Origin of the sequence: Flavobacterium sp. BFFFF1 (genome assembly GCF_002256285.1) — a bacterium.
In the GTDB taxonomy this organism is placed as follows: Bacteria; Bacteroidota; Bacteroidia; order Flavobacteriales; family Flavobacteriaceae; genus Flavobacterium.
Window position 1 is genome coordinate 12,366 of the sequence record NZ_NKJE01000029.1, and the last position, 22,648, is coordinate 35,013.

At 42.6% G+C, this 22,648-nt stretch carries 19 protein-coding genes; 6 read left to right on the top strand and 13 right to left on the bottom strand.

Features of this window, described 5'->3' with window-relative positions; genetic code table 11:
- Positions 1–15: 15 nt before the first annotated feature.
- On the bottom strand, positions 16–603 hold the full coding sequence (nudK, locus tag CFE23_RS14145) for a GDP-mannose pyrophosphatase NudK (protein ID WP_291089238.1): 588 nt from the start codon (positions 601–603) through the stop codon (positions 16–18).
- Positions 604–696: 93 nt separating this feature from the next.
- Here nudK and CFE23_RS14150 point away from each other — a divergent pair, with 93 nt between their 5' ends.
- Together CFE23_RS14150 and CFE23_RS14155 are read left to right on the top strand one after the other, a co-directional pair.
- Positions 697–1,578: an alpha/beta hydrolase gene (locus CFE23_RS14150; RefSeq protein ID WP_291089241.1), complete on the top strand. Its 882-nt coding sequence runs from the start codon at positions 697–699 to the stop codon at positions 1,576–1,578.
- Positions 1,579–1,593: 15 nt separating this feature from the next.
- A complete protein-coding gene (locus CFE23_RS14155) occupies positions 1,594–2,133 on the top strand; it encodes a MepB family protein (protein WP_291089244.1) in 540 nt (179 codons plus the stop codon).
- Positions 2,134–2,157: 24 nt separating this feature from the next.
- On the opposite strand, the gene CFE23_RS14160 is transcribed toward CFE23_RS14155, so the two are convergent.
- The 7 genes from CFE23_RS14160 to trmD all read right to left on the bottom strand — a co-directional run bounded on the left by CFE23_RS14160 (position 2,158) and on the right by trmD (position 12,320).
- Complete coding sequence (locus CFE23_RS14160) at positions 2,158–2,820, bottom strand: thiamine diphosphokinase (RefSeq protein WP_291089246.1); 663 nt, start codon at positions 2,818–2,820, stop codon at positions 2,158–2,160.
- Positions 2,821–3,012: 192 nt separating this feature from the next.
- Complete coding sequence (locus CFE23_RS14165) at positions 3,013–5,253, bottom strand: OmpA family protein (RefSeq protein WP_291089250.1); 2,241 nt, start codon at positions 5,251–5,253, stop codon at positions 3,013–3,015.
- Between the two features lie 104 nt (positions 5,254–5,357).
- Positions 5,358–6,185: a DUF4249 domain-containing protein gene (locus CFE23_RS14170; protein ID WP_291089253.1), complete on the bottom strand. Its 828-nt coding sequence runs from the start codon at positions 6,183–6,185 to the stop codon at positions 5,358–5,360.
- A gap of 5 nt (positions 6,186–6,190) precedes the next feature.
- Entirely contained in the window at positions 6,191–8,566 is a 2,376-nt protein-coding gene (locus CFE23_RS14175) for a TonB-dependent receptor (protein ID WP_291089255.1), read from the bottom strand.
- A gap of 125 nt (positions 8,567–8,691) precedes the next feature.
- The gene (locus tag CFE23_RS14180) at positions 8,692–10,914 is read right to left on the bottom strand and encodes an NADP-dependent isocitrate dehydrogenase (RefSeq protein WP_291089258.1); all 2,223 of its coding nucleotides are present in this window, start codon (positions 10,912–10,914) and stop codon (positions 8,692–8,694) included.
- Positions 10,915–11,127: 213 nt separating this feature from the next.
- Positions 11,128–11,478 carry a 50S ribosomal protein L19 gene (gene rplS / locus CFE23_RS14185; RefSeq protein ID WP_291089261.1) on the bottom strand — a complete coding sequence of 117 codons (351 nt, stop codon included), beginning with the start codon at positions 11,476–11,478 and terminating at the stop codon, positions 11,128–11,130.
- A 164-nt stretch (positions 11,479–11,642) separates the two neighbouring features.
- Positions 11,643–12,320 carry a tRNA (guanosine(37)-N1)-methyltransferase TrmD gene (gene trmD / locus CFE23_RS14190; RefSeq protein WP_291089265.1) on the bottom strand — a complete coding sequence of 226 codons (678 nt, stop codon included), beginning with the start codon at positions 12,318–12,320 and terminating at the stop codon, positions 11,643–11,645.
- A 291-nt stretch (positions 12,321–12,611) separates the two neighbouring features.
- Between trmD and CFE23_RS14195 the strand changes: the two genes are divergently transcribed.
- Both CFE23_RS14195 and CFE23_RS14200 read left to right on the top strand, forming a co-directional pair.
- Entirely contained in the window at positions 12,612–13,544 is a 933-nt protein-coding gene (locus tag CFE23_RS14195; protein ID WP_291089268.1) for a peptidylprolyl isomerase, read from the top strand.
- 68 nt (positions 13,545–13,612) lie between these two features.
- Positions 13,613–13,936 carry a cytochrome c gene (locus CFE23_RS14200; RefSeq protein WP_291089271.1) on the top strand — a complete coding sequence of 108 codons (324 nt, stop codon included), beginning with the start codon at positions 13,613–13,615 and terminating at the stop codon, positions 13,934–13,936.
- Between the two features lie 34 nt (positions 13,937–13,970).
- Here the strand turns inward: CFE23_RS14200 and CFE23_RS14205 are convergent, their stop codons facing one another.
- Entirely contained in the window at positions 13,971–15,242 is a 1,272-nt protein-coding gene (locus tag CFE23_RS14205; protein WP_291089274.1) for a glucose-1-phosphate adenylyltransferase, read from the bottom strand.
- Positions 15,243–16,661 carry a glycogen synthase gene (locus CFE23_RS14210; protein ID WP_291089276.1) on the bottom strand — a complete coding sequence of 473 codons (1,419 nt, stop codon included), beginning with the start codon at positions 16,659–16,661 and terminating at the stop codon, positions 15,243–15,245.
- A 130-nt stretch (positions 16,662–16,791) separates the two neighbouring features.
- Between CFE23_RS14210 and CFE23_RS14215 the strand changes: the two genes are divergently transcribed.
- The gene (locus tag CFE23_RS14215) at positions 16,792–17,127 is read left to right on the top strand and encodes a tRNA-binding protein (protein ID WP_291089279.1); all 336 of its coding nucleotides are present in this window, start codon (positions 16,792–16,794) and stop codon (positions 17,125–17,127) included.
- 7 nt (positions 17,128–17,134) lie between these two features.
- Here CFE23_RS14215 and CFE23_RS14220 read toward each other — a convergent pair whose 3' ends face one another.
- From CFE23_RS14220 to CFE23_RS14230, 3 genes are all read right to left on the bottom strand, one after another.
- A complete protein-coding gene (locus CFE23_RS14220) occupies positions 17,135–19,594 on the bottom strand; it encodes a T9SS type A sorting domain-containing protein (protein WP_291089282.1) in 2,460 nt (819 codons plus the stop codon).
- A gap of 99 nt (positions 19,595–19,693) precedes the next feature.
- Positions 19,694–20,080, bottom strand: a complete 387-nt coding sequence (locus CFE23_RS14225; protein ID WP_291089284.1) for a PUR family DNA/RNA-binding protein — start codon at positions 20,078–20,080, stop codon at positions 19,694–19,696.
- A 74-nt stretch (positions 20,081–20,154) separates the two neighbouring features.
- Positions 20,155–21,924 carry an ABC transporter ATP-binding protein gene (locus tag CFE23_RS14230; protein WP_291089286.1) on the bottom strand — a complete coding sequence of 590 codons (1,770 nt, stop codon included), beginning with the start codon at positions 21,922–21,924 and terminating at the stop codon, positions 20,155–20,157.
- Positions 21,925–22,125: 201 nt separating this feature from the next.
- On the opposite strand from CFE23_RS14230, the gene CFE23_RS14235 reads away from it, so the two are divergent.
- Positions 22,126–22,648: Glu/Leu/Phe/Val dehydrogenase dimerization domain-containing protein (locus CFE23_RS14235; RefSeq protein WP_291089288.1), on the top strand; the 523-nt coding region annotated here is incomplete at its 3' end.

Consider the following 22,648-nt stretch of genomic DNA (forward strand, 5'->3'; position numbering starts at 1 on the left):
AATATTTGTAGCACGTCAACTTTCAAGAAGTCCGTGAATCTGTGCATATTGCAGCAACATGATGGTTTTGGCATCTTTTATTTCGCCATTCCGGATCATCTGAAGTGCTTTGGTGAACGGAATTTCGAGTACTTCAATATTCTCGTGCTCCGATGCGAGTCCGCCTCCTTCATTGACTTTCATATCTTTCGAATATTCTGCCACAAAGAAATGGATGATTTCTGTAACGGAACCGGGTGACATATAGGATTCAAAAATTTTCCGGACATAGTTTACTTTATACCCGGTTTCTTCCTCACTTTCCCTACGGATACATTCTTCGGCGTTTTCTTCCTCGAGTAAACCGGCACATGCTTCAACCACCATACCGCTTTCATTTCCGTTGAGGTATGTCGGCATCCTGAACTGCCTGATCAGGATCACGTTCTGCACTTTTTTATCATACAGCAGGATGGTAGCGCCGTTTCCGCGATCGTATACTTCGCGTTTCTGGATTTCAACGGTACCGTCATTTTTTGTGTATTCGTATTCGAATTTTTTGAGGATGTACCAGTTATCGGAAAGCAATTCGGAGTTTAGAATGTTGATTTTTGGGTTTGTCATCTGTTACGAAATGGTTTTGGTTTACTAAATTAAGTTATGATTTTTTCCCGGGAGCGATGCAAAGCAAAAAATTGGTTATTTTTATCAAAAAAAATGACCGCGACTCCCCCCGATGTTAAGAAAGGCAAACGCTTTAAGAAACGGTATATTGTCTATGGTTTGTTTATAGCCTATGTTGTGATGTGCCAGTCCTGTATGACGATGCGCTCGACAAAGCAGGAAGCCAAACAGTTTTTCGACTCGGCAAAATTGACCTACACAGATACGACTTTCGATATTGGCGGCCATGACATTCACTATATTCTAACGGGAAAAAAGGACTTGCCCACCCTGTATTTTATCCACGGATCACCCGGAAGCTGGAATGCGTTCCAGGATTATATGAAGGACAGCCTCCTTCTTAAAAAATTCAGGCTTGTTGCGGTTGACCGGCCGGGGTTTGGTTACAGTGATTTTGGGAACGCTGAAGACCTTGAAACGCAGTGTACTCAGATTTCAGCATTAATCAGGTTCCTTGACAATAAAAAAACTATTACGCTGGTCGGGCATTCGCTTGGCGGACCGGTGGTTGTGAAGTTGGCAACCATGCATCCAGACCGTTATAAGAACCTGGTAATCCTTGCTGGTTCGGTGGATCCAAAGGCCGAAACGCCTGAGAAATGGCGGGCTGTGATTAAAGCTGTTCCGTTGCGTTTCCTGATACCCGGCGCGTTGCGGGCATCCAATGATGAACTATGGTATTTAAAAAAAGACCTCTATAAAATGCAACCCGATTTGAAGAATATTAATTCTGATGTGTTGATTGTACACGGTACTAAAGACCCGTTGGTACCCTACAGCAATGTAGCATTCTTAAAATTTGAGCTTGTGAATGCAAGATCTATGAAGGTGATTACCATTGAGAATGCGAACCATTTTATTCCGTGGGAACATTATGACGAGATTCGGGATGCGATTTTTAAGCTAAAAGTGTAAGCGGAAACTTTAGAAATGAGTAATAAGAGGGCAGGCTCAATCTTCAATGGGCAATCTTGGCTACACGCGGATTTAGAGACTGCAAAAGCGATATATCAACAATTCGGATTTGAGTTTACAAATTTTAAGGAGTCGGCAGAAGGTAAAGAATATGCGGCCTGCTCGTTTGAATTGGATCACCAGAAAGTTCAATACCGGGCTTCTAAAATTACCCCAACGAAAACAGGTCAGTTTGTTACCATTTGGAAAAGGAGCGTGATTGGGCTTACCGAACCGTTTGATATATCAGATGGGATTGACTTCATAATAATTTCGGTGAGAAGCGGAGACAATCTGGGACAGTTTATTTTTCCAAATGTGGTTTTGTCTGCGCAAGGCATTATTTCACGAAATGGGATAGGGGGTAAGCGTGGCATTAGGGTTTATCCCCCTTGGGACACGCCGACAAATCGGCAGGCTATGAAAACCCAAAACTGGCAGGTGAAATATTTCTACGCTATTAAAAAAAGCAACACAGCGGTTGATTTTCCATTGCATTTGTTTGAGAAGCAGTGAAGGCGCAATACAACCGAAAAAAAATCAGTCAAAACACTCCATCAATAACAAATCTCCTGTTTTATGAGTAACGGTGACAATCCCATCTATGGCGGCGGCGTTGCTGTTTCCCGAGCGGTATCCCATCGTGAGCGTATCGTTATGTAAACTGTAAAGCAGGTTTTCCGAAGTGATACCGGAAACTTCACCTACAGGAATCAGCGAAATGATGCTGTTTGCAGGATACCATTTCCGAAAAGTGCGCGGCAGTAAAAAAACTTTCGAATAATCATCGAGGATGACGATTTTCAATAAGTCGCGATAACGTACGATGTTGGTCAGGTTTGAAATGGTATGGTCGGTGCGGCGCCCTGTCGCCCAGACGACATTTACAGCAGGCATTTTTCGTTCAATCAGGTAATCAAAAGCTTTTTCAAGATCGGTTTTATTTTGGTCTGGTGTGTACACGATTTCAATAGGCTGCTGGTCTTTTATAAACTCCTCCGGATTGAAACCGCTATCGAAATCCCCAAGCAACACATCCACTTTGATTCCCAATTCGATGACGCGTTCCATCGCCGAGTCGAGTACAACTACCAAAGGCGACCATTCCAGCAATTGCCCAAGCAATTCGTTTGTGCAGGCTTCACCATTGGCGATAATCAGCGCGGGTTCCTGGTCGTCACGGACTATGTGGTGGGAAGACATTTTAATTGATAATTAATAATTGATAATTAATAATTATGAAACGCAACACAGCGTTTTACAATCAGAAGCGAATATACAAAGTTTTTAGCGAGGTATGCTGGCCCCCGCCCGAAGCTTCGGGAGCAGCGGAAAACAATGTGCCGCCACAAATGTTTGTGGCGGCACAATTATTCAGCATATGGCCGGATTGCTCTAAAACATCGAAATCAGTTCTTCCTTGTTTTTTATGTTGCTTACTTTCTTCAATTTAAAAACGACTGTTCCCGTTTTTCCGTCTACTGTTTTCCTGAAATCGGCTGCATTCAGCACGAAGGAATTGTCGTCTGCATCGAATGCCATCAGTGTATTTTGGGAAGTTGGGCTGTAGGCAAAACGCGACGGACTGTATCCATAATTTCCGTCATAGCGAAGAATCCCATTGATGCGGCTGTCGACGAGGTAAATAAACAATGGCTTTACGGTTCTGCCGCGTTCGTCCTCGTAGACAGCATCGACGTAAAGTGGTGATGACAGCCGGCTGATCTGGTCACAATTGAAAATTCCCAATTGCGAAATGTTCATCGAACGTACTAATGATGCTGCGTTTTCATTGGCGAGTTGTTGCATATTCAGGCTTTGGCGGTAGCGGATGTTGGCCTGTTTGTATTCATAGTCTGCGTCAATGGACTTGTAGCGCTGCAACATGGCTTCCTTATTGTCATCGAAAAAACGCAGCCATTCTATGGCGGTCATGGCCTGTTCGTCAGCTGTCATATAAGGTCTACTATGTTCATAAAAGCAAAGATTTTGGATATTTGCGGTATACGTAATTTTAGGCTGCGTGATTTTCTTTTCTATGGAAGCAATAAGATTCGTGAATTCAGCATTCTTTTTGAGCAGCATGTTTCTAAGTTGCGTGAGTTTGGTGACTTTTGATTTTTGGATGCCGGCACCTTTGTTCATTTCGCTGGCAATACGCGGATAGCTGTATTTCGTTGCTGTTGCGTGAGTCATTTTAAGATTTTGGATCAGTTGCTGGGAAATGTTGTCTTTCAGTTCAATGCCAAAATGTTTTTTATCCATGACCCAAATCCTGCAGGAATCCCACTTTTTATCAAATACTTCAGGCGCTACAGCCTGGGCGTCCTGTGCGTCGTAAATCCAGGTGACATCGTCAAAATTTATGGTTTGGATGTTGTATTTGGTATCATAGTTGATTTTGAATTTCAGTTCATTTCCGTCTTCCGAGATTTTTACCGGTTGGTAGGAAGCGGAGATGCTTTTGATCTGGCTGTCGATTTGTGACACCTTGCTTTCATTCTTTGCTATCGATTTTTTCAGGGAAGCGATTTTGGCTTTTCCTTCAATAATGTGGAATTTGTTTTTCACATTAAAGATCGAGTCCGACTTTTCCTGCGCCCTCGCGAATTGCAGGTTGCTCTGTTTCAATTCTTCGAGGTATTCTGCGTATAGGGAAGTGGTCGACGCTGCCAGTTCGCGGCCTTTCTCAATCACCCGTTTGACTCTTGCGCCATTGTCAATGCGGCTGCAGATGCCTTTGTCCTCACCATAATAATAGGAGTATGCGGTATCGACTCTAATGAATGCAGTCGCGGTTTGTAATGGCAGCTGTGGCGTAATTTTTGACAATTCAGTCCATTTATTGGTGATGGTATCGTAGTTGTAGAAATTTAATCCCGGAACCTCCTGTGTCATTGCAAAATCAACTGTGATCTGAGTGCCTTCCCGGAGGTAAATGGACTTACCGTTTTGATTGGCGAGAATCTTGTACATGCCTGCCGAGTTAAAGTGCGTATTTTCGCCATGTTGCGGATAATCCATCGGAATGTTCCCTAGGATAAAATCGATGGGATCGCGGTATTCCACATAACGCACATCGATGTTTCCACTGATCGGTTTTCCGTCCTCATCAACAAATGCATTGGCGGGAATGTGAATTTCTGAGCCGGATTTGTACGTCAGTGTCTCGGCTTTCGCGGCATTAATATGGTAGACATCTTCTTTAAGCCTGAGTCCCCCGATGTGATTTGCTTGCTTGAATTCAGGCGAAATGAATACCGTCACCCTCCGGTTTTCAGACTTTCCACTGTCGTCGTCGTTGGTTGTGACGGGCTCTGTGTATGCCTTTCCGGAAATGCTGATCTGTTCTTTACGGAAACCTTTCGACTGAAGGAAGCCAGAGATGGCTTTTGCGCGGTTCAGCGACAATACCTTGTTGTATTCAAGGCTTCCCATGTCATCAGTATGGCCAACGACCTTGACCTGACAGGACTCCGGTGGACAGGGCAACTTCTGTAATTCCTGTTGAATCGAGGCGGCATCGGAAGTTGATAATGTAAAGGAATCACTGTCGAAGTGGACTTTGAATTCGATGTTTTGTGCGTACCCCGACAGTCCGATGGCGAAGCAAATAAGCAAAATGATTTTTTTCATGACGGCAAAATGGTTAAATGTTTTGACAACTATTAACACAGATGCGCCTATGATCCAAATTGGTTGTAACCAGAAAAAAATATTCTGCTTTAAACGGATGTTGGTTATTGTACTACATAATTTTGGGTAGTAACTTCAGATATATTGAAATACCCTAAACTGTAATTATTTTCGTCTGTAGTATTGACAATATTTCCCCTGACGGTTGCCGGCGGCGATTGAAACGGACTGCCATTGCCGCTGTTTCCCGCGATGCTGATCAGTTTGTTCATGTAATCATAGTACCGCTGCGAAATACCGTAAATACTCATGTCGAGGTTATCGCCCGCTTTAATATCTTCGTTGATGTATAGTGCAAAAGTCTCGTTGCCCTGGTCAAATTCATCATCAGCTGCTTCATAGGTCGGGAAAACGTCAAAATTTGCCTTGTACCGGTAGAGGTAATAATTCACTAAAGCGGGGTCGTCCTGATAAAATGCCTTTATTTCATAATATTCGCCGTTAAAGCCATCGTTGGTCTTTTGTTCAATTCGTTGAATTTCCGGAGCGGGAATCATTTTCTCCCTTGCAAAATAGGTTTGGCCATTGGCCATTACGGTCAGTTCATAATTTGCGTTCAGGATGGGAATGAACTGGCTGCAGGTATATTCGCCCGTGCCCGGAGTTTCGATAAAGTCAAATCGGGCACCGTTGTCTGTGTTGATTACAAAAACGGTTGCGTTGGAAACTTTTGGGACGATGCTGTCGAAATAGCCGGTCGTGGTGGTAAGGTATATCGTTTGTTCATTGCCCGCAGTACCTTTCTTCCATTGGATTGAAGCGTCGATTACGAGTCGGGGTGCAGCAGTGTCAAGGTTTACGTCAACAACTTCTTCGCAGCTGCTAAAGGAAAGTGCTATAAGGCCTAATATAATTGGAAGTATCTTTTTCATGTCGCTTAAAATTTAAAGTTATAACTCACCGCTGGAACCATCCCGAATATGGAGAACCGTACGGCCTCATTGGCGCCGGTGTCCTGATTTTGCCGGAAATTTATGGAAGCCGCATTTTGTCTATTGTATAGGTTGTAAATGCTGAAAACCCATTCCGACTGCCAGCCTTTTTTCTTATCGGGTTTAGGAGTATAAGTGGCAGCAACATCAAGGTGGTGGTATGCAGGCAGCCTCGCGTCGTTCCTGGCGCCGTAGCTTGGAACCGTAATACCCTGGTACTGGTATTGGCCATTTGGATAGGTTACAGGCTGTCCGCTTTGCAGTGCGAAATTCGCGCCCAATTCCCATTTCTTTGAAAGCGAATAGGCAGCGGTCACGGCGACATTGTGGCGTTTGTCATAGGCAGACTTATACCAGTTGCCATAGTTGATGCCGATTTCTTCTGCTGTGCGCCCCGGGGTGCGTTGCTCAGAAGTGGAGAGCGTGTAGGAAATCCACCCTGTCAGTGTGCCGGTATTTTTACGAAGCATAAATTCGAGTCCATGGGAACGCATTTCGCCATTCAGGATAATCTGTTCCAGTGCATCATTTGCAATCAGGTCGGCGCCGTCAATATAGTCAATGCGGTTCTTCACTTTTTTGTAAAAAATTTCTGTTTCTATAGAGTAATCGTCATTGTGGAAGTTTCTGAAATATCCCATTGCGACCTGATCGGCAATCTGCGGTTTGATGAACTTATCGCTTGGCGTCCAGACATCCAGTGGTGTCGGCGACGACGTGTTGGAGATCAGCTGTAGGTACTGCGCCATACGGTTATAACTCAGCTTCACGGATTGGTTTTCATTGAGGGTATAAGACGCAGCGAAACGCGGTTCCGGATTGTTGAACGATGCGATAACAGCATTGCTTCCATAGTGTGTGGAACTGATCGGGACACCTTTTTCGTAAATTTTTAGTTCGTCATTATAAGTCACCGCCTGATTATTCGTATAGTTGTTGACTTCCGAACTTCCCAATCGGTAAAACAAGCTGTAACGCAATCCATACATTAAGGAGAGTTTTTTCGACAGTTTATGTTCGGCTTCGATATATGCCGCAGGCTCAAATGCATATTTACGGTCGAGTTGACGGTAGTTAATAGCAGACGCTATAGTCGTTGGATTTATTGTTCCCGGATTAAAGTCGTAATAGATGCCATTGATCCCATAATTGAGTTTTATTTTTTCGGAAATGTAGTTCTTAAAATCATATTTGATGTTGTAATTCTTAATGCCGGAATCATACTTAAATCCGACGAAATCAAGCTGTAATCCGTAGTAGTAATCACTGTAAATTAAAGAAAAGTTTGAAAACAGCTTGTCTGAATACAAGTGGTTCCACCGCAGGTTTACGGTGGCATTGCCATACGTATTTACAAAACTGCCACTGAGTTTAAAAACATCGCGGCCGAAATATCCAGACAAATACAGGTTGTTGTTGCTGTTTAATTTGTAATTGAGTTTGGTATTGAGGTCATAAAAGTAAGCGAGATTCTTATTGTCGGTCAGTTTTAGGAAAAGGTGTGCATACGATGCCCTTCCACCAATAAGGAACGAACCTTTGTCTTTCACCAGGGGCCCTTCGGCGAGAATCCGGCTTGAAATTAACCCAATACCACCGTTCATGTGAAAATCTTTGGAGTTGCCGTCTTTTTGGTAAATGTCCAGCACTGAAGATGCTCTTCCTCCGAAACGCGACGGAATGCCGCCTTTGTACAGCTTCAGGTCTTTAATCGCATCGGGATTGAAGACGGAAAAAAAGCCAAATACGTGGGATGAATTGAAAATCGTAGCCTCGTCAAGCAGGATCAGGTTCTGGTCAGCGCCACCACCCCGTACATTAAAACCTGATGCACCTTCGCCCGCATTGGTTACGCCCGGCAATAGCAATATTGATTTCAGCACATCCACTTCACCCAAAATGACCGGCATTTTTTTAATGGTTTCAATGGAGAGTTTATTGACGCTCATTTCCGGCTTGCGGATGTTGGATCTTGTTTTTTCGGTAATGACAACTTCCTGCAGTGCCTCAAAATTTTCGGATAGGAAATAGTTTTTTTTAATATTTTGATTCAGGTCGATGGATTCACTGACTGTCCCAAATCCTACATAGCTGACTACAACCTCGTAATTTCCTTTGGGTAAAGTCAGCGAGTAAAAACCATACTCATTGGTCGCTGCCCCGACGCCAAGTTGCGGAATGTAAACATTGACACCGATGAGTGTTTCATTGCTTTTTGCGTCTGAAACGGTGCCTGAAAGGGTGTATCTTTCCTGAGCGAATGACACATTGATGAACAGTAAGGCAAGAATTAAAATGGAATGCGGGTATTTGATTTGCATGGATGAGGTTTGATTGTTGATTGAACCTTTAGACGGAGCAATCCCTGAATTGTTACAGAGGATTACGTACTAAAATTTTCAAAAATGGATTGATACAAAAAAGCGGCCCGAAAGCCGCTTGTTAATTATTTTAGTTTTGTCAGGATTTCATTTAATGTGGCACTTGGCCTCATCGCCGATTCAGTTTTTGTCCAATCAGGTTTGTAATAACCACCAATATCCTGTTTTTTACCTTGCGCCCCGATCAGTTCTGCATTGATTTTGGATTCACTTTCAGTCAGTGCGGCAGCAATAGGCACAAAAATCGCTTTCAGTTCGGCGTCTTTGTCTTGCGCCGCCAACGCCTGGGCCCAATACATTGCGATGTAAAAATGGGAGCCGCGGTTATCGATTTGTCCCACTTTACGGGCGGGTGATTTATCATTTTCAAGGAATTTCTCATTGGCATTGTCCAGCGCTTCCGATAAGACCAACGCTTTTGCGTTGTGAAGCGTTTGTCCCAAATGTTCCAGCGAAACGCCTAATGCCAGGAATTCCCCTAAAGAATCCCAACGCAGGTAACCTTCGTCCAGAAACTGTTCCACGTGCTTCGGAGCCGATCCACCCGCACCAGTTTCAAACAATCCGCCGCCGTTCATCAATGGAACGATAGAAAGCATTTTTGCAGAGGTGCCGAGTTCCAAAATAGGGAAGAGGTCTGTCAGGTAATCGCGCAATACATTGCCTGTAACTGAAATGGTGTCTTTGCCATCTTTTATCCTTTCCAAAGTGAAATTGGTGGCCGCAATTGGGTTTAATATACGGATATCCAAACCGGTTGTATCGTGGTCTTTTAAATACAGATTTACTTTTTCAATCAGCTGTCGGTCGTGTGCGCGATTTTCATCCAGCCAGAATACTGCCGGCGTATCGGATAATCTCGCACGGTTTACCGCAAGTTTAACCCAGTCACGGATAGGCGCATCCTTGACCTGGCACATCCTGAAAATATCGCCTTTCTCGACGGCTTGTGTAAAAAATACTTCACCATCATTACCAGTCACCGTTACCGTGCCTTTCGCATCCATCTGGAACGTTTTGTTGTGCGAGCCGTATTCTTCTGCGGCCTGGGCCATTAATCCAACGTTAGGGACACTTCCCATTGTTTTCGGGTCGAAGGCACCATGTTTTTTGCAGAAATCGATAGTCGCAACATAAACACCGGCATAAGAGCGGTCCGGGATGATGGCTTTGGTATCTTGTCCTTTTCCGGCGGCATTCCACATTTGACCTGAAGTACGGATCATCGCAGGCATAGAAGCGTCGACAATCACATCTGACGGCACATGAAGGTTGGTAATTCCTTTTTCCGAATTCACCATTGCGATGGCCGGGCCATTTTGATATACTTCATTGATTGCCGCTTCCACTTCAGCCTGTTGCGGATGGCCGGCGATCTTCGCGTAGACGTCTCCCAATCCGTTTTTAGTATCAATTTTTAAATCTGCAAAGAGCGTCGCAAATTTCTCAAAAACCGGCGCAAAAAATACGTCGACTACCGCCCCGAAGATAATCGGGTCAGAAACTTTCATCATGGTCGCTTTCAGGTGTACTGAAAAGAGTACATTTTTCGCTTTGGCGTCAATCACTTCTTTTGCGATGAATGTCTTGAGTTTATTGATGCTCAAAACAGCGCTGTCAATTACCTCGCCGGCAAGTAGTGGCGCACTGTCCTTCAATATTTTTTTGCCGCCGTCTTCGCCGGTAAACTCAATTTTAAAAGTATTGGCATTTTTAACGGTGAGCGATTGTTCGCTGCCGTAAAAATCACCTTCGCTCATGCTCGATACATGTGTTTTTGAATCCGCGCTCCAGGCACCCATACTGTGCGGGTGTTTACGGGCATAATTCTTTACTGCTTTCGGAGCACGCCTGTCTGAATTTCCTTCCCTCAATACCGGATTCACTGCGGAACCCAAAACTTTAGCGTATTTAGCCTTTATATTTTTTTCTTCCTCATTTGCTGGATTTTCAGGGTAGTCAGGGATATTGTACCCTTTTGCCTGCAATTCTTTAATGGCATCCTTCAATTGCGGAATGGAAGCAGAAATATTCGGAAGCTTAATGATATTGGCTTCCGGCATCGTAGCCAGCTTCCCTAATGCGGCAAGGTCATCATTGACTTGCTGTGCCCCGGTGACGTATTCTCCAAGGGTTGAAATAATCCTGCCTGCAAGTGAAATATCGCGCGTTTCCACATCTATTCCAGCCGGCGCAGTGAATGATTTCACAATCGGTAAAAACGAGTGGGTGGCCAGCATAGGCGCTTCATCGGTAATGGTATAAAAAATAGTAGCTTTATCAGACATTGTTAAGATTTTTTTTGTGTTCAAGGACTGCAAATATAGGAAAATGACGGCTATTTAGAGATGATTTCGCCACCGAAAACGTTATAATTGCGGATTTGGCAATAGGGGTTTTAAAAAATGTGTTATTCGTAAAATAGGGGTCGAAATTTAATTTCTGCGCAAAAAAAATCCCGTTCTGTTGAGAACGGGATTGCTTTAGGACGGCAATAAAAATTACCTTCTTTTATCTCTGATTTTCGCTTTTTTACCAGTAAGCTCTCTGAAGTAAAAAATACGGGCCCTGCGTACATGGCCTTTTTTGTTGATTTCAATTTTTTGCAAAGCTGGTAAATTCACTGGGAAAATACGCTCTACACCAACAGCACCTGACATTTTACGGATTGTAAAAGTTTCAGTGGCTCCTGAACCTCTTCTTTGGATAACAACTCCTTTGAAGAACTGTGTTCTTGTTTTTTCACCCTCTTTAATTTCGTAGTACACTGTGATGGTATCACCTGCTCCGAAAACCGGGAAATCTTTTCTTGCTACCAATTCGTCCTGAACGAATTTCATTAAATCTGCCATGATAATTTTTTTAATTATGGTTTTAAATCAGAGCAACATTCACGGGAATCGTCAGAGGTTGGTCCAATGTGGGCGCAAAAGTAAAAATTTATTTTGAATTTTAAATGAGAAATTTTGAATTATTTCCGACCAAACATTTAAAATTTAGAATTCATAATTTAAAATTATTCGCTTAAAAGATCGGGTCGTCTGTTCTTCGTATGCTCATAAGCCTTGTCCTCGCGCCACTTTTCAATTTTTGCAGCATGCCCACTGGTCAGAACATCGGGCACTTTCCAGCCTTTGTAGTCCGCCGGTCTCGTGTAAATGGGGCCCGATAATAGATTATCCTGAAAACTGTCCGTCAAGGCTGAGGTTTCATCACTCAACACCCCTGGAATCAGTCGGATCAACGCGTCGGAAAGTACCAAAGCGCCTAACTCACCGCCACTCAAAACATAATCGCCAATCGAAATCTCTTTGGTAATAAAATGGTCGCGGACACGCTGGTCGACACCTTTATAATGTCCGCATAGAATGATGATGTTTTCCAGCATCGACATCTTATTGGCCATGCCCTGGTTGAGTGTTTCGCCATCCGGAGTCATATAAATGATTTCGTCGTAGTCGCGTTCGCTTTTCAGTTTTGTAATGCAATCGTCGATGGGCTGCACCATCATCACCATCCCTGCACCGCCGCCAAATTGGTAATCATCAACACTTTTTTGTTTGTTCGTTGTGTAATCACGCAGGTTGTGGAAATGTACTTCGACCAGGCCCTTATCGATAGCGCGTTTCATAATGGATGCCTCAAACGGGCTCCGCAGCAATTCTGGTAATACTGTAATGATGTCGATTCTCATAGTTAGTTGCAAAGCGGCAAAGGTACAAAGTTTAAGGTTTAAGGTTTAAGGTTTTTCAGGAGCAATTTCCGGCTGTCTGCTGCTATCTTTTTATTTGCCAGTGCGAGCCTTGAATCATGCTGTCATCAGTCGTAGCAAATAAAAAGGATATACGCGTCCATCCGGGCTAGGGGCAGGTCGTTGAATTGCTTGCTCGCATTCATTTCGCCAATCCCGTAATTATCTCGTTATCTCATTAACAAATTGTCTAATTGATTTCGTAATTTTGCCATTCATTTAAAAAAACAACTTATGGAAAATGGTATATATGCTAAATTCAACACCTCGAAAGGTGCGATTTTAGTAAAACTCACTCACGATTTAACACCGGGAACCGTGGGAAATTTCGTAGCATTGGCGGAAGGCAATCTTGAAAATTCGGCAAAACCACAAGGAACGCCTTTTTATGACGGCTTAAAATTTCACCGCGTCATTCCCGATTTTATGATCCAGGGTGGTTGCCCGCAGGGAACGGGAACAGGCGGTCCGGGTTACAAGTTCGATGATGAGTTCCACATCGACCTGCGTCATGATAAACCGGGAGTGCTTTCGATGGCTAATTCTGGTCCTGGAAGCAATGGATCGCAATTTTTCATCACGCACATCGCAACACCATGGCTGGACCAAAAACACACCGTTTTCGGAAATGTTGTGGAAGGTCAGGATGTCGTAGATGCTGTTGCACAAGGCGATACGATTGAGAATGTCGAAATTTTACGGGTCGGAGACGAAGCCCAGAAATGGAATGCTGTCGAAGCTTTCCGTGTATTCGAAGGTTCCCGCGCCAAACGCGAAGCAGCCGAACGTGAAGCATCCGAGAAAAAAATGGAAGCACTCGCTGCGGGATTTGAGAAAACAGAAAGTGGACTGCGTTACAAAATCATCAATAAAGGCTCAGGTAAAAAGGCTGAAAACGGAAAAACCGTGGCGGTTCACTATACCGGCCAACTTGAAAACGGAAAAACTTTTGACAGTTCCTATCCGCGTAAAAAGCCAATCGAGTTTCCACTGGGGAAAGGCCATGTCATTGAAGGCTGGGATGAAGGTATCGCTTTGCTGCAGGTCGGTGACAAAGCCCGTTTTGTGATCCCTTCTCACCTGGGTTATGGTTCAGCAGGCGCAGGTGGTGTCATTCCACCCAACGCAACACTGATTTTCGATGTAGAATTAATCGACGTGAAGTAATCATAAAATTTTGAATCGAAGCGCTCTTTTTGGGCGCTTTTTTTATATTTACAGCCTAAACCAATACTATGAAGACAAAAATTATCCTGTTGTCATTTGCGGCGGCACTTGTTTTATCCTGTAATGCCAATAAGGCGGCCGTCGCCGATGTGCCGCCACCGCCACCGCCACCAGTTGAAAAACCTGTTGTAGCGGCTGTGTCAGATGCTCATGCCAAAGGCCAGTCACTATACGAAAACAATTGTGCCAAATGCCACAAGCTTTTTGCCCCTGCCGATTTTTCACAGCAGGACTGGAGGCCCATCCTGGCGCGGATGCAGAAAAAAGCAAGGCTGGACGATGCGGATATGGGTTTGATAACAAATTATATTTTTGACATCCAAAAAAACTAGTGTAAAGTAAAAAGCATCCCGAAGGATGCTTTTTTTATACTGCGAAACCGTCCGGTAGGACGGCGCCTTTCTTGACGACAATAATGCCGTCTTTAATGGTGTAAAGTGCTGTGTTGACGTCTTCAAGGTGTTTTCCACCGATGAGATGTACATCGTTCCCAATCCGGCAGTTCTTATCCACTATGGTATTGTTGATGTGGCACCTTTCGCCTATCCCAATATTGATGATGTCGTTTTCAAGGTTGTGGCTGATCTCTTCAAGATTTTGGTAGAAATCATTTCCCATTAAATAGGAGTTTGAAATCACACAATCTTTTCCGATACGGCTGCGTATCCCAATGACCGAATGTTCCACTTTTGACGAGTGAATGATACAGCCTTCCGCTACCACTGATTTGTCGAAAGACGACGCGCCTGTGATTTTTGAAGGCGGTAAAACCCTTGCGCGCGTGTAAATTTTACTCGAGTTGTCAAAAAGGTTGAATTTTGGGATGTCATCTGTGAGTCCCAGATTCGCTTCAAAAAACGAGTCAATATTTCCGATGTCAGTCCAATATCCTTCGTATTGGTAACTTAAGATTTTCTGATTTCCAATGGCTTGTGGGATAATTTCCTTGCCAAAGTCTTTGGTATCCGGATTGGACATCAGCTGCACCAACAAATCCCTGTTAAAGATGTAAATTCCCATGGAAGCGAGATAGTGCTTTCCTTCTGCTTTCATCTCGTCACTGACTTCCGACGTCCATTCCGGAAGCAAATGAGCTGCTGGTTTTTCAATAAAAGAAGTAATCAGGTTTTGGTCATCGGTTTTCAGGATGCCAAATTCTGGAGCTTCTTTGGCTGTAACCGGTAGCGTCGCGATGGAAATGTTTGCATTGCTTTTGATATGCGCCTGAATCATTAAATTGAAGTCCATTTGATACAATTGGTCACCGGAAAGAATCAATGCATAATCAAAATCGTGGTTTAAGAAATGCTGCATACATTGCCTTACTGCATCGGCGGTACCCTGAAACCAGGTGGGGTTCTCCGGAGTCTGCTCCGCCGCCAGGATGTCGACAAATGCCGTACTGAAATGGCTGAAATGGTACGTGTTTTTGATGTGCTGGTTCAATGATGCGGAGTTAAACTGCGTCAATACGAACATTCTTTTGATGTCAGAATTGATGCAATTTGAAATCGGAATATCTACCAATCGATATTTTCCAGCAATGGGCACCGCCGGCTTGGATCGGCTTTCTGTCAAAGGTGCCAGCCTTGATCCTTTTCCGCCACCGAGGATGATGGCTAAAATGTTGTTGTTCATTTATGTATGTTTTAATGTGTTGTAAATAGTAAGGTATTCCTGCGCCACTTTTTCCCAGGAATGGTCAATTTGAAGGATAAAATCTACAATTTCTTTTTTCCGTTTCTTGTCATCGTATAATCCTACAGCCCTTGATATGGAATAGTTCACGTCGAAAACACTGGCCTGGTCATGGCATATGCCAAATCCATTATCCCCAAAATCGACAACGGTATCTTTTAATCCACCGGTCCGCCGCACGATGGGAATGGTTCCGTAGCGCAACGCGTACATTTGGTTCAGCCCGCACGGTTCAACCCTTGAAGGCATCAGTAGGAAATCAGCGCCGGCATAAATGATATGGGAAAGTTTTTCGTTGTATCCAATGTAAGCATTGTAATTTCCTTCAAAATGAGGTTTCAAGCTGTTGAGTTGGTTTTCAACATGGCTGTCACCCGAGCCAAGGACAAGGATGTTAATTTCGTTGTAATGCTCCCGAAGCGAATTGTTGAAAATTTCAGGCAATAAGTCGGCGCCTTTTTCGCCAACCAACCTTCCAATAAACGTGAACAAAGGTTTTTCAGGATCCAGCTTAAACTGCTCACACAGGAATTCCTTATTTTGCTGCTTTCCTTGTTTCACGGTCTTCAGATCGTAATTTGCAGGAATCATAGGGTCCGTTTTGGGATTCCAAACCTCATTATCGATGCCATTAAGGATACCGACACACTTTTCCCGCTCATAGCGCAGCAGGTTTTCCAGTCCATTCGCTGCGTACATGATTTCTTCGAGGTAACTTGGAGAAACCGTAGTAACACTCCATGCCGACTTAATTCCCGCGGCCAAAGGATTGATCATTCCGCCCCATTCAATGAATCCTGCCCTCGAAAGTTCAAAATTCGGGAGGTAATGCATTTTGTCAAAGCCAAACCAGCCCTGGTATTGGCCATTGTGGATGGTAATTAGGGTAGGAATGTGGGCGAGACGTTGATAGTTGTAACAATTTTGCACCATAAACGGAATCAGCCCGGTGTGGTGGTCGTGGCAATGCAGGATGTCAGGATATTGATCGGATTCAATAAGCCAGTTCAGGAAGGCAATCTGGAACGCCGTGAATCGTTCGGTGTCATCTTCGTAAGAATATACATTGGGACGATCAAACAGTTCCGGGATAGCGATAAGATATAACCCAAATCCGAGTTTATCTGTCGCTTCTTTTAAAACCGTATAGGAGAAAGTAAACCAGCCCAATTTAAGTTTACCGTTATGCACGACTTCAAATTGGTTCTCGTTCGTGAATTTATTATCATAACCCGGAACCACGACTTTGGCTTGGTGTCCTTTCTTGTTAAGGTATTTCGGTAATGCGCCCACCACATCGGCAAGACCGCCCACTTTCGCGACGGGATAGCATTCGGCGCTGATGTGATATATTTCCATAATTCTATTTTTGTCGGCTAAAAATCCTTCACCAATATACAACAAATATTTATTCAAAAAAGAAGGAGTTTATTCAATAACCGAATAATTTTGTTTATTTCAAATTTTACCGTTGTAAGAAAAACACGATATGGAAATAAGTTGGGCAGATTTTGAGAAAACGGAAATGAGGGTGGGTACCGTAATTGAGGTGAATGATTTTCCGGAAGCGAGAAAACCCGCGTACCAGCTCACGATTGATTTTGGGACGGCGATTGGGATCAGAAAGTCATCGGCACAGATTACGAAAAGATACGCTAAGGTAGATTTGCTCAATCGACAAATTGTCGCGGTTGTAAATTTCCCAAAAAAACAAATCGGGAAGTTTATGAGTGAATGCCTCGTGCTGGGTGCCGTGGGAGAGGAAGGCGATGTGGTGTTACTCTCTCCGGACTTCAGGGTGGAAAATGGTTTGCGGATTGCTTAACAGCTATTTAATTTTTTACAATTTTACAGGTATGCTTAGCATTTTCGGATGTAACTTTTAAAATATATACTCCTTTATTTAAAAAACAAGTATCAAGGTAAGCTGCCTGATTATTTTTTGTCCATATTAAACGTCCATCTTCGGTGTAAACAGCCACATCATACCTACCAGAAATATTTTTTGTCTCATTCCACTGAAGGCTATTTGAAAAAGGAAGCGGATATACCGTAAATCCACTATCAGACAAATTGTTATCAGTTACTGAGAGTATTGATGAGTTTAAGAAATAGCTGACTTTTCCGGAATAATAGTAACTGGAAACAATATCGTCTCTGTTGTCGTCATTGATATCTGCAATGTCAAAATTTCGTGACCCGCTGTATGGATTTTCGCTTTCAACAACCACTTGACTATCAAACCCATTACCATTATTGAGATAGTAAAAAATTGTTTCAGCTGAAGACGATTCTACCGCAACACCCACAATGTCTTTCAGGCCATCATTATTTAGGTCCTTCAATTTAATGGCATCCGCACTTTTAATTTGTATTAAAACTTTAGGAGCGTATACTCCGCCATTATTACGAATAAGATAGGTTCCTGGATAATAACCGCCGGCGGCTATAATATCCTTATCGCCGTCATTATCAATATCGCCCAATGCAATACTGATCACAGTGATTGAACTTTGTAGAAGATGATATTGAAATACTCCGGTGCCATCATTGCTTAACCACTGAAGCCTTGAATATTCTCCTGAATTCACAAGAATATCGATGTCGCCATCATCATCCATGTCAGAACAAATCAGATCAGAAGGCTGGAATCCGTAATCAGTAAAATCAATATTGATCATATTTCCAAATGTTGTGCCGTTAATATTTGGAATCCAGGCCAGGTTAATATTTCCTGAGCTGAAATTCAATACGATATCTTTCATTCCGTCTCCGTTTAGGTCAGCGATTCCGATGCATCTCGACCCGTTCAAAGGATAGGTCATTGGCAGGGTGTATAAAAGAGAAAAATTTCCGACTCCGTCATTAAAGTAAATTTCCAACCCTGCTGTCGCCGAGGCGATGATATCTGCATCGCCATCATTGTCGATATCAGCTATTTCCAAACTGTAAGTAAACGTTTCAGGAAAGGGAAGATTTGGAGAAATCATCTTATAAGACGTGAATTTTGCATCACCTCTATTTTTATTCCACACAATTGATTTGTAACATGAGACGATGTCTTTTTTGCCATCACCATCCATATCTGCAATTTTCACATCAAAAACAGCACCATCATAAAAGCTTATTAATTTTTCGATAAAAGAATTATCAGGCATGTGCATCAGTGCGGCCGTTTTATGCAAATTATAGGTTGGCGAGTTGTTGTCCATATTGTACGTGGCCGCTATCACGTCTTTAAGGCCGTCGTTATCAATATCGTCGATGATAAAATAATTGGGATAATGGACGAGGTCATTTATAATTTGAGAGGGCCCAAAAATAACTTCATCTCCGATTATGGATTTTTTCATCCAGATTAATTGTTGTGGAGTTCCGGCAACGATATCAGTTAATCCATCATTGTCAATATCACTGATTTTTAATTCTGTTATTTCCGAATCAGAAGTGGTAAACATTAATTCACTATTGCCAAAACTGTTGCCGCCAAGATTAATGAATTTATTATAGTAACCGTCATGTGCTCCAACCATATCGGGATAATTATCTCCATTGATATCGTCAAAATTAAAGGCCCGCCCATTCGACGCATACCCTAAATAGATTTTTGGACCAAATGTACCCGCACCCATATTTTTGCAGTAATAAATCTCGCCTTCACTCACTCCGGCAACTACTTCTGATAAGCCGTCATTATCTAAGTCGATCAAGATAATCTTGTTAACATCATACACAGGCGTATCAAAAATGACTATGGACGACTGGAAAGTACCGTCGCCATTATTCTCTATATAACTGATATTTTCGTCACCATCAATATTCACAATGATATCGGCATCACCATCATTGTCAACATCGCCGATTGCAGTCGATTTTGGGCCGTTTAAATCATCATTAAATAGCTGTAACGTCGAAAAATTCAGATTTCCCAAATTTTTACACCAGCTCATTTTATTATTGTAGCGATTGCAAAAGATCAAATCTTTCAGACCATCACTATCGATATCAATTGCGTTAACGCCACTTGGGTATTCGTCTTGATTCTGCAGAATTATAGCCGGTTTGCTCTGTGTATAGTCGCCAAGTTCGTTTTGATATAACAAAATCAATCCTTCGCTTAGCGATGTAGTGACCAATTCATTGAGATTATCGCCGTTAAAATCAGCACTAATCATTTCGCTTCCCGTATAAGGCATTATTGCTTTTTCAATCAATTTTTTTTCGCCCTCAAATGATATTTGACAAAATACAGGGCTGTACACTAATAGTAAAAGGAAGAATTTTTTTTGCATGGTTTGATTCATGTTTCAATACGAAAATAAGGATTATTGCAATCTGAAAATAAAAAAGCCCGAAAAATTCCGGGCTCTTCATGTTGTGGTTTCTGACAATTAAATGTCATCGAAATTAACGTCAGTATAGTTCTTTTGTTCTGCCAATTCGGGAGTTGGTTCTGCGACATTGTCATTCAAATACTCGCGTTTGTAATCTTTTTGGTGTCGTTCTGAGATCACTTCTTCTCCCTTATGATTCAGTACATATGAAGTCATGTCTTCCAGAATTTCGGCGAAAGCGGCGAAATCTTCCTTATAAAGATAAATCTTGTGTTTCTTGAAGTGGAATGAACCATCTTCTTCAGTGAATTTTTTGCTTTCTGTAATTGTAATGTAGTAATCGTCGGCTTTTGTTGCCCTTACATCGAAAAAATAAGTCCTTCTTCCGGCCCTTAAAACTTTAGAAAAAATCTCCTCTTTTTCTAACATATCATTGTCTCTCATAATCCTTCTTACAATTTTAGTTTGGTGTTAAGTAGTACTCAAAAGTGAGAAAAAAAACTTAAACTCCAAACATTTTAGGTCAATTCTTTTTCCGAAAGCTGTTTAAAATGGAGCTCTTTATAATAGCCGTCTTCGTTTATAAGTTGATTATGAGAACCTTGTTGAATGATTTTTCCTTCCTCAAGAATGATTATTTTATCGGCGTTTTTTGCAGAGGAAATGCGGTGGCTGACGATAATGGTCGTCTTGTTTTTACTAAAATCGAGCAGGTTGTTTAAGATTGCTTCCTCTGTTTCTGTATCAACCGCTGAAAGGCAATCGTCAAGCAATAGAATTTCGGGATTTTTGATCAGCGCACGTGCTATGGAAACACGCTGTTTCTGCCCACCTGACAGCGTTATGCCCCGTTCTCCCAAAAGGGTTTCGTATTGCAGGTTGAAGTTGATGATATTGTCGTGCACGACAGCCTTTTTAGCGGCATCAATGACTTCTTCTTCCGAGGCATCTTCTTTTCCAAAACGAATGTTGTTTTTGATGGTGTCCGAAAACAGGAACGCATCCTGTGGCACGGTTCCTATACTGTTGCGCAAATCAAAAAGATTGACCTGCCGAATCGGTTTTCCGTCTATTCTGATTGTGCCTGAATCCGTGTCGTAAAGACGGCCGACAAGTTGTAAAATAGTAGATTTTCCGGAGCCGGTTTTTCCCAATATGGCAAGCGTTTGTCCTCTTTTAATATCGAATGATACATTTTCTAAAGCCTTGATATTGGTGTCGCGATAAGTAAACGACACATTTTCAAAAGAGATGTTTCCCTGAATGGTGGCATGTTCTTCAGATTCATTTGCGATTTCCGGCTCAATCTTCAGGAATTCGTTGATACGCTTTTGCGAAGCTGCGGCTTCCTGTACCATTGATGAAACCCAACCCAAAGACGCCACCGGCCAGGTGAGCATGTTGACATACAATATGAATGCGGCAATTGTGCCAATATTAGTGATTCCATCGCTTCCGTTGATGTACATCATGCCTCCGAAAAATATCACAACCAGGTTGCTGACACCAATAAGTGCCAACATAAAAGGGCCGAATAATGCATTGAGTTTCGCGAGGTCCATGGCCTTGGTTTTACTTTCTTCAGAAAGGTCCCGGACCTTTTCGCGGTACTGTTCTTCCAGTGAATAGGCTTTTATAACACGGATACCGGAGAAAATTTCCTGGGAAAAGCTGGATAAAGAGGAAAGGTTCTCCTGGAAAAGGGTACTTTTTTTATTAATCCTGGAACTGAGCTTAAATATGGCATAAGACAACAACGGGAGCGGAATTAAGGTGTATAATGTCAATTTAGGCGACGCATGGTACATGAATACAATGACGACCCCAAATCGGATAACAGTCATAATGGTGTACATCACTGCGGGACCGACATACATACGGACCTTACTGACATCTTCACTAATGCGGTTCATTAAGTCACCGGTCCTGTGCCGCTTGTAAAAATGCTGGGTTAGGTTTTCATATTGCCGGAATACTTCATTTTTGAGGTCGAATTCGATGTAACGCGACATCACAATCAACCACTGCCTGGTCCAGAAGGTCAGGAAAGCATTTACGAGCGTGGTGCCGATGATCAAAAGAATAAATCGTAACAACTGAGACCTAATGATGCCTTTATCGACATCTGACCCTGAATCTGCGTAGTCTTTTACCGCAGTAATGGAGTTGCCAACGAGGTTGGGAATGAAAGAGGCGAAAATTTGGGCTGCTATCGTGGCAATGATTCCAAAAAGGAAGTGGTATTTGTATTTTATGAAATATTTATTCAAATATTGTAACTCTCTCATCTTATTTTTAAAAATATTAATCTATCGTCTGGAAATATGTTAAAAAATCATTATAAGTAATTTTTATGCATTCACAATCCAGCGGTCTCGTTTATTGAAATATCTGTAAAAAAACTTAAATTCATTGCAATGTTTTGATTTTAACTGTAATTTTGTTCCGTCTTATTGACAAAGTCATAATTTAACTTTAAAAAAATTACCATGGTAACAGAAGTTATAAACGGAAATGAGCTTCATAAAATCGATCCTGTTTTTGGTCAGGTGTCATTTGATAATCACGAGCAAATCGTTTTTTGCAACGACAAAGATACTGGATTGAAGGCAATAATCGGTATCCATAACACTGTTTTAGGACCTGCTTTAGGCGGTACCCGGATGTGGAAATATGCAAACGAGTGGGAGGCGCTTAATGACGTTTTACGACTTTCAAGGGGAATGTCTTACAAATCTGCCATTACCGGACTTAATCTGGGTGGCGGTAAGGCGGTTATTATTGGTGACTCAAAAACGGAGAAAACACCTGAAATGATCCGTAAATTTGGCCAGTACGTTCATTCTTTAAGTGGAAAATATATTACAGCCGAAGACGTCGGCACAACGACCCAGGATATGGATATGATCCGGGAAATCACGCCTTATGTGACTGGCGTTTCTATCGAAAAGGGGGGCTCCGGAAACCCATCGCCGGTTACTGCGTATGGTGTATACATGGGGATGAAGGCGG

What these genes read in the sequence shown, in the direction of transcription:
- CFE23_RS14230 (WP_291089286.1), bottom strand. Translation starts at nt 21,924, where the DNA reads ATGAGAGAGTTACAATATTTGAATAAATATTTCATAAAATACAAATAC.
- CFE23_RS14215 (WP_291089279.1), top strand. Translation starts at nt 16,792, where the DNA reads ATGGAAATAAGTTGGGCAGATTTTGAGAAAACGGAAATGAGGGTGGGT.
- CFE23_RS14180 (WP_291089258.1), bottom strand. Translation starts at nt 10,914, where the DNA reads ATGTCTGATAAAGCTACTATTTTTTATACCATTACCGATGAAGCGCCT.
- CFE23_RS14220 (WP_291089282.1), bottom strand. Translation starts at nt 19,594, where the DNA reads ATGCAAAAAAAATTCTTCCTTTTACTATTAGTGTACAGCCCTGTATTT.
- CFE23_RS14225 (WP_291089284.1), bottom strand. Translation starts at nt 20,080, where the DNA reads ATGAGAGACAATGATATGTTAGAAAAAGAGGAGATTTTTTCTAAAGTT.
- rplS (WP_291089261.1), bottom strand. Translation starts at nt 11,478, where the DNA reads ATGGCAGATTTAATGAAATTCGTTCAGGACGAATTGGTAGCAAGAAAA.
- CFE23_RS14200 (WP_291089271.1), top strand. Translation starts at nt 13,613, where the DNA reads ATGAAGACAAAAATTATCCTGTTGTCATTTGCGGCGGCACTTGTTTTA.
- CFE23_RS14155 (WP_291089244.1), top strand. Translation starts at nt 1,594, where the DNA reads ATGAGTAATAAGAGGGCAGGCTCAATCTTCAATGGGCAATCTTGGCTA.
- CFE23_RS14165 (WP_291089250.1), bottom strand. Translation starts at nt 5,253, where the DNA reads ATGAAAAAAATCATTTTGCTTATTTGCTTCGCCATCGGACTGTCGGGG.
- CFE23_RS14210 (WP_291089276.1), bottom strand. Translation starts at nt 16,661, where the DNA reads ATGGAAATATATCACATCAGCGCCGAATGCTATCCCGTCGCGAAAGTG.
- CFE23_RS14195 (WP_291089268.1), top strand. Translation starts at nt 12,612, where the DNA reads ATGGAAAATGGTATATATGCTAAATTCAACACCTCGAAAGGTGCGATT.
- CFE23_RS14170 (WP_291089253.1), bottom strand. Translation starts at nt 6,185, where the DNA reads ATGAAAAAGATACTTCCAATTATATTAGGCCTTATAGCACTTTCCTTT.
- trmD (WP_291089265.1), bottom strand. Translation starts at nt 12,320, where the DNA reads ATGAGAATCGACATCATTACAGTATTACCAGAATTGCTGCGGAGCCCG.
- CFE23_RS14160 (WP_291089246.1), bottom strand. Translation starts at nt 2,820, where the DNA reads ATGTCTTCCCACCACATAGTCCGTGACGACCAGGAACCCGCGCTGATT.
- CFE23_RS14175 (WP_291089255.1), bottom strand. Translation starts at nt 8,566, where the DNA reads ATGCAAATCAAATACCCGCATTCCATTTTAATTCTTGCCTTACTGTTC.
- CFE23_RS14150 (WP_291089241.1), top strand. Translation starts at nt 697, where the DNA reads ATGACCGCGACTCCCCCCGATGTTAAGAAAGGCAAACGCTTTAAGAAA.
- CFE23_RS14205 (WP_291089274.1), bottom strand. Translation starts at nt 15,242, where the DNA reads ATGAACAACAACATTTTAGCCATCATCCTCGGTGGCGGAAAAGGATCA.
- nudK (WP_291089238.1), bottom strand. Translation starts at nt 603, where the DNA reads ATGACAAACCCAAAAATCAACATTCTAAACTCCGAATTGCTTTCCGAT.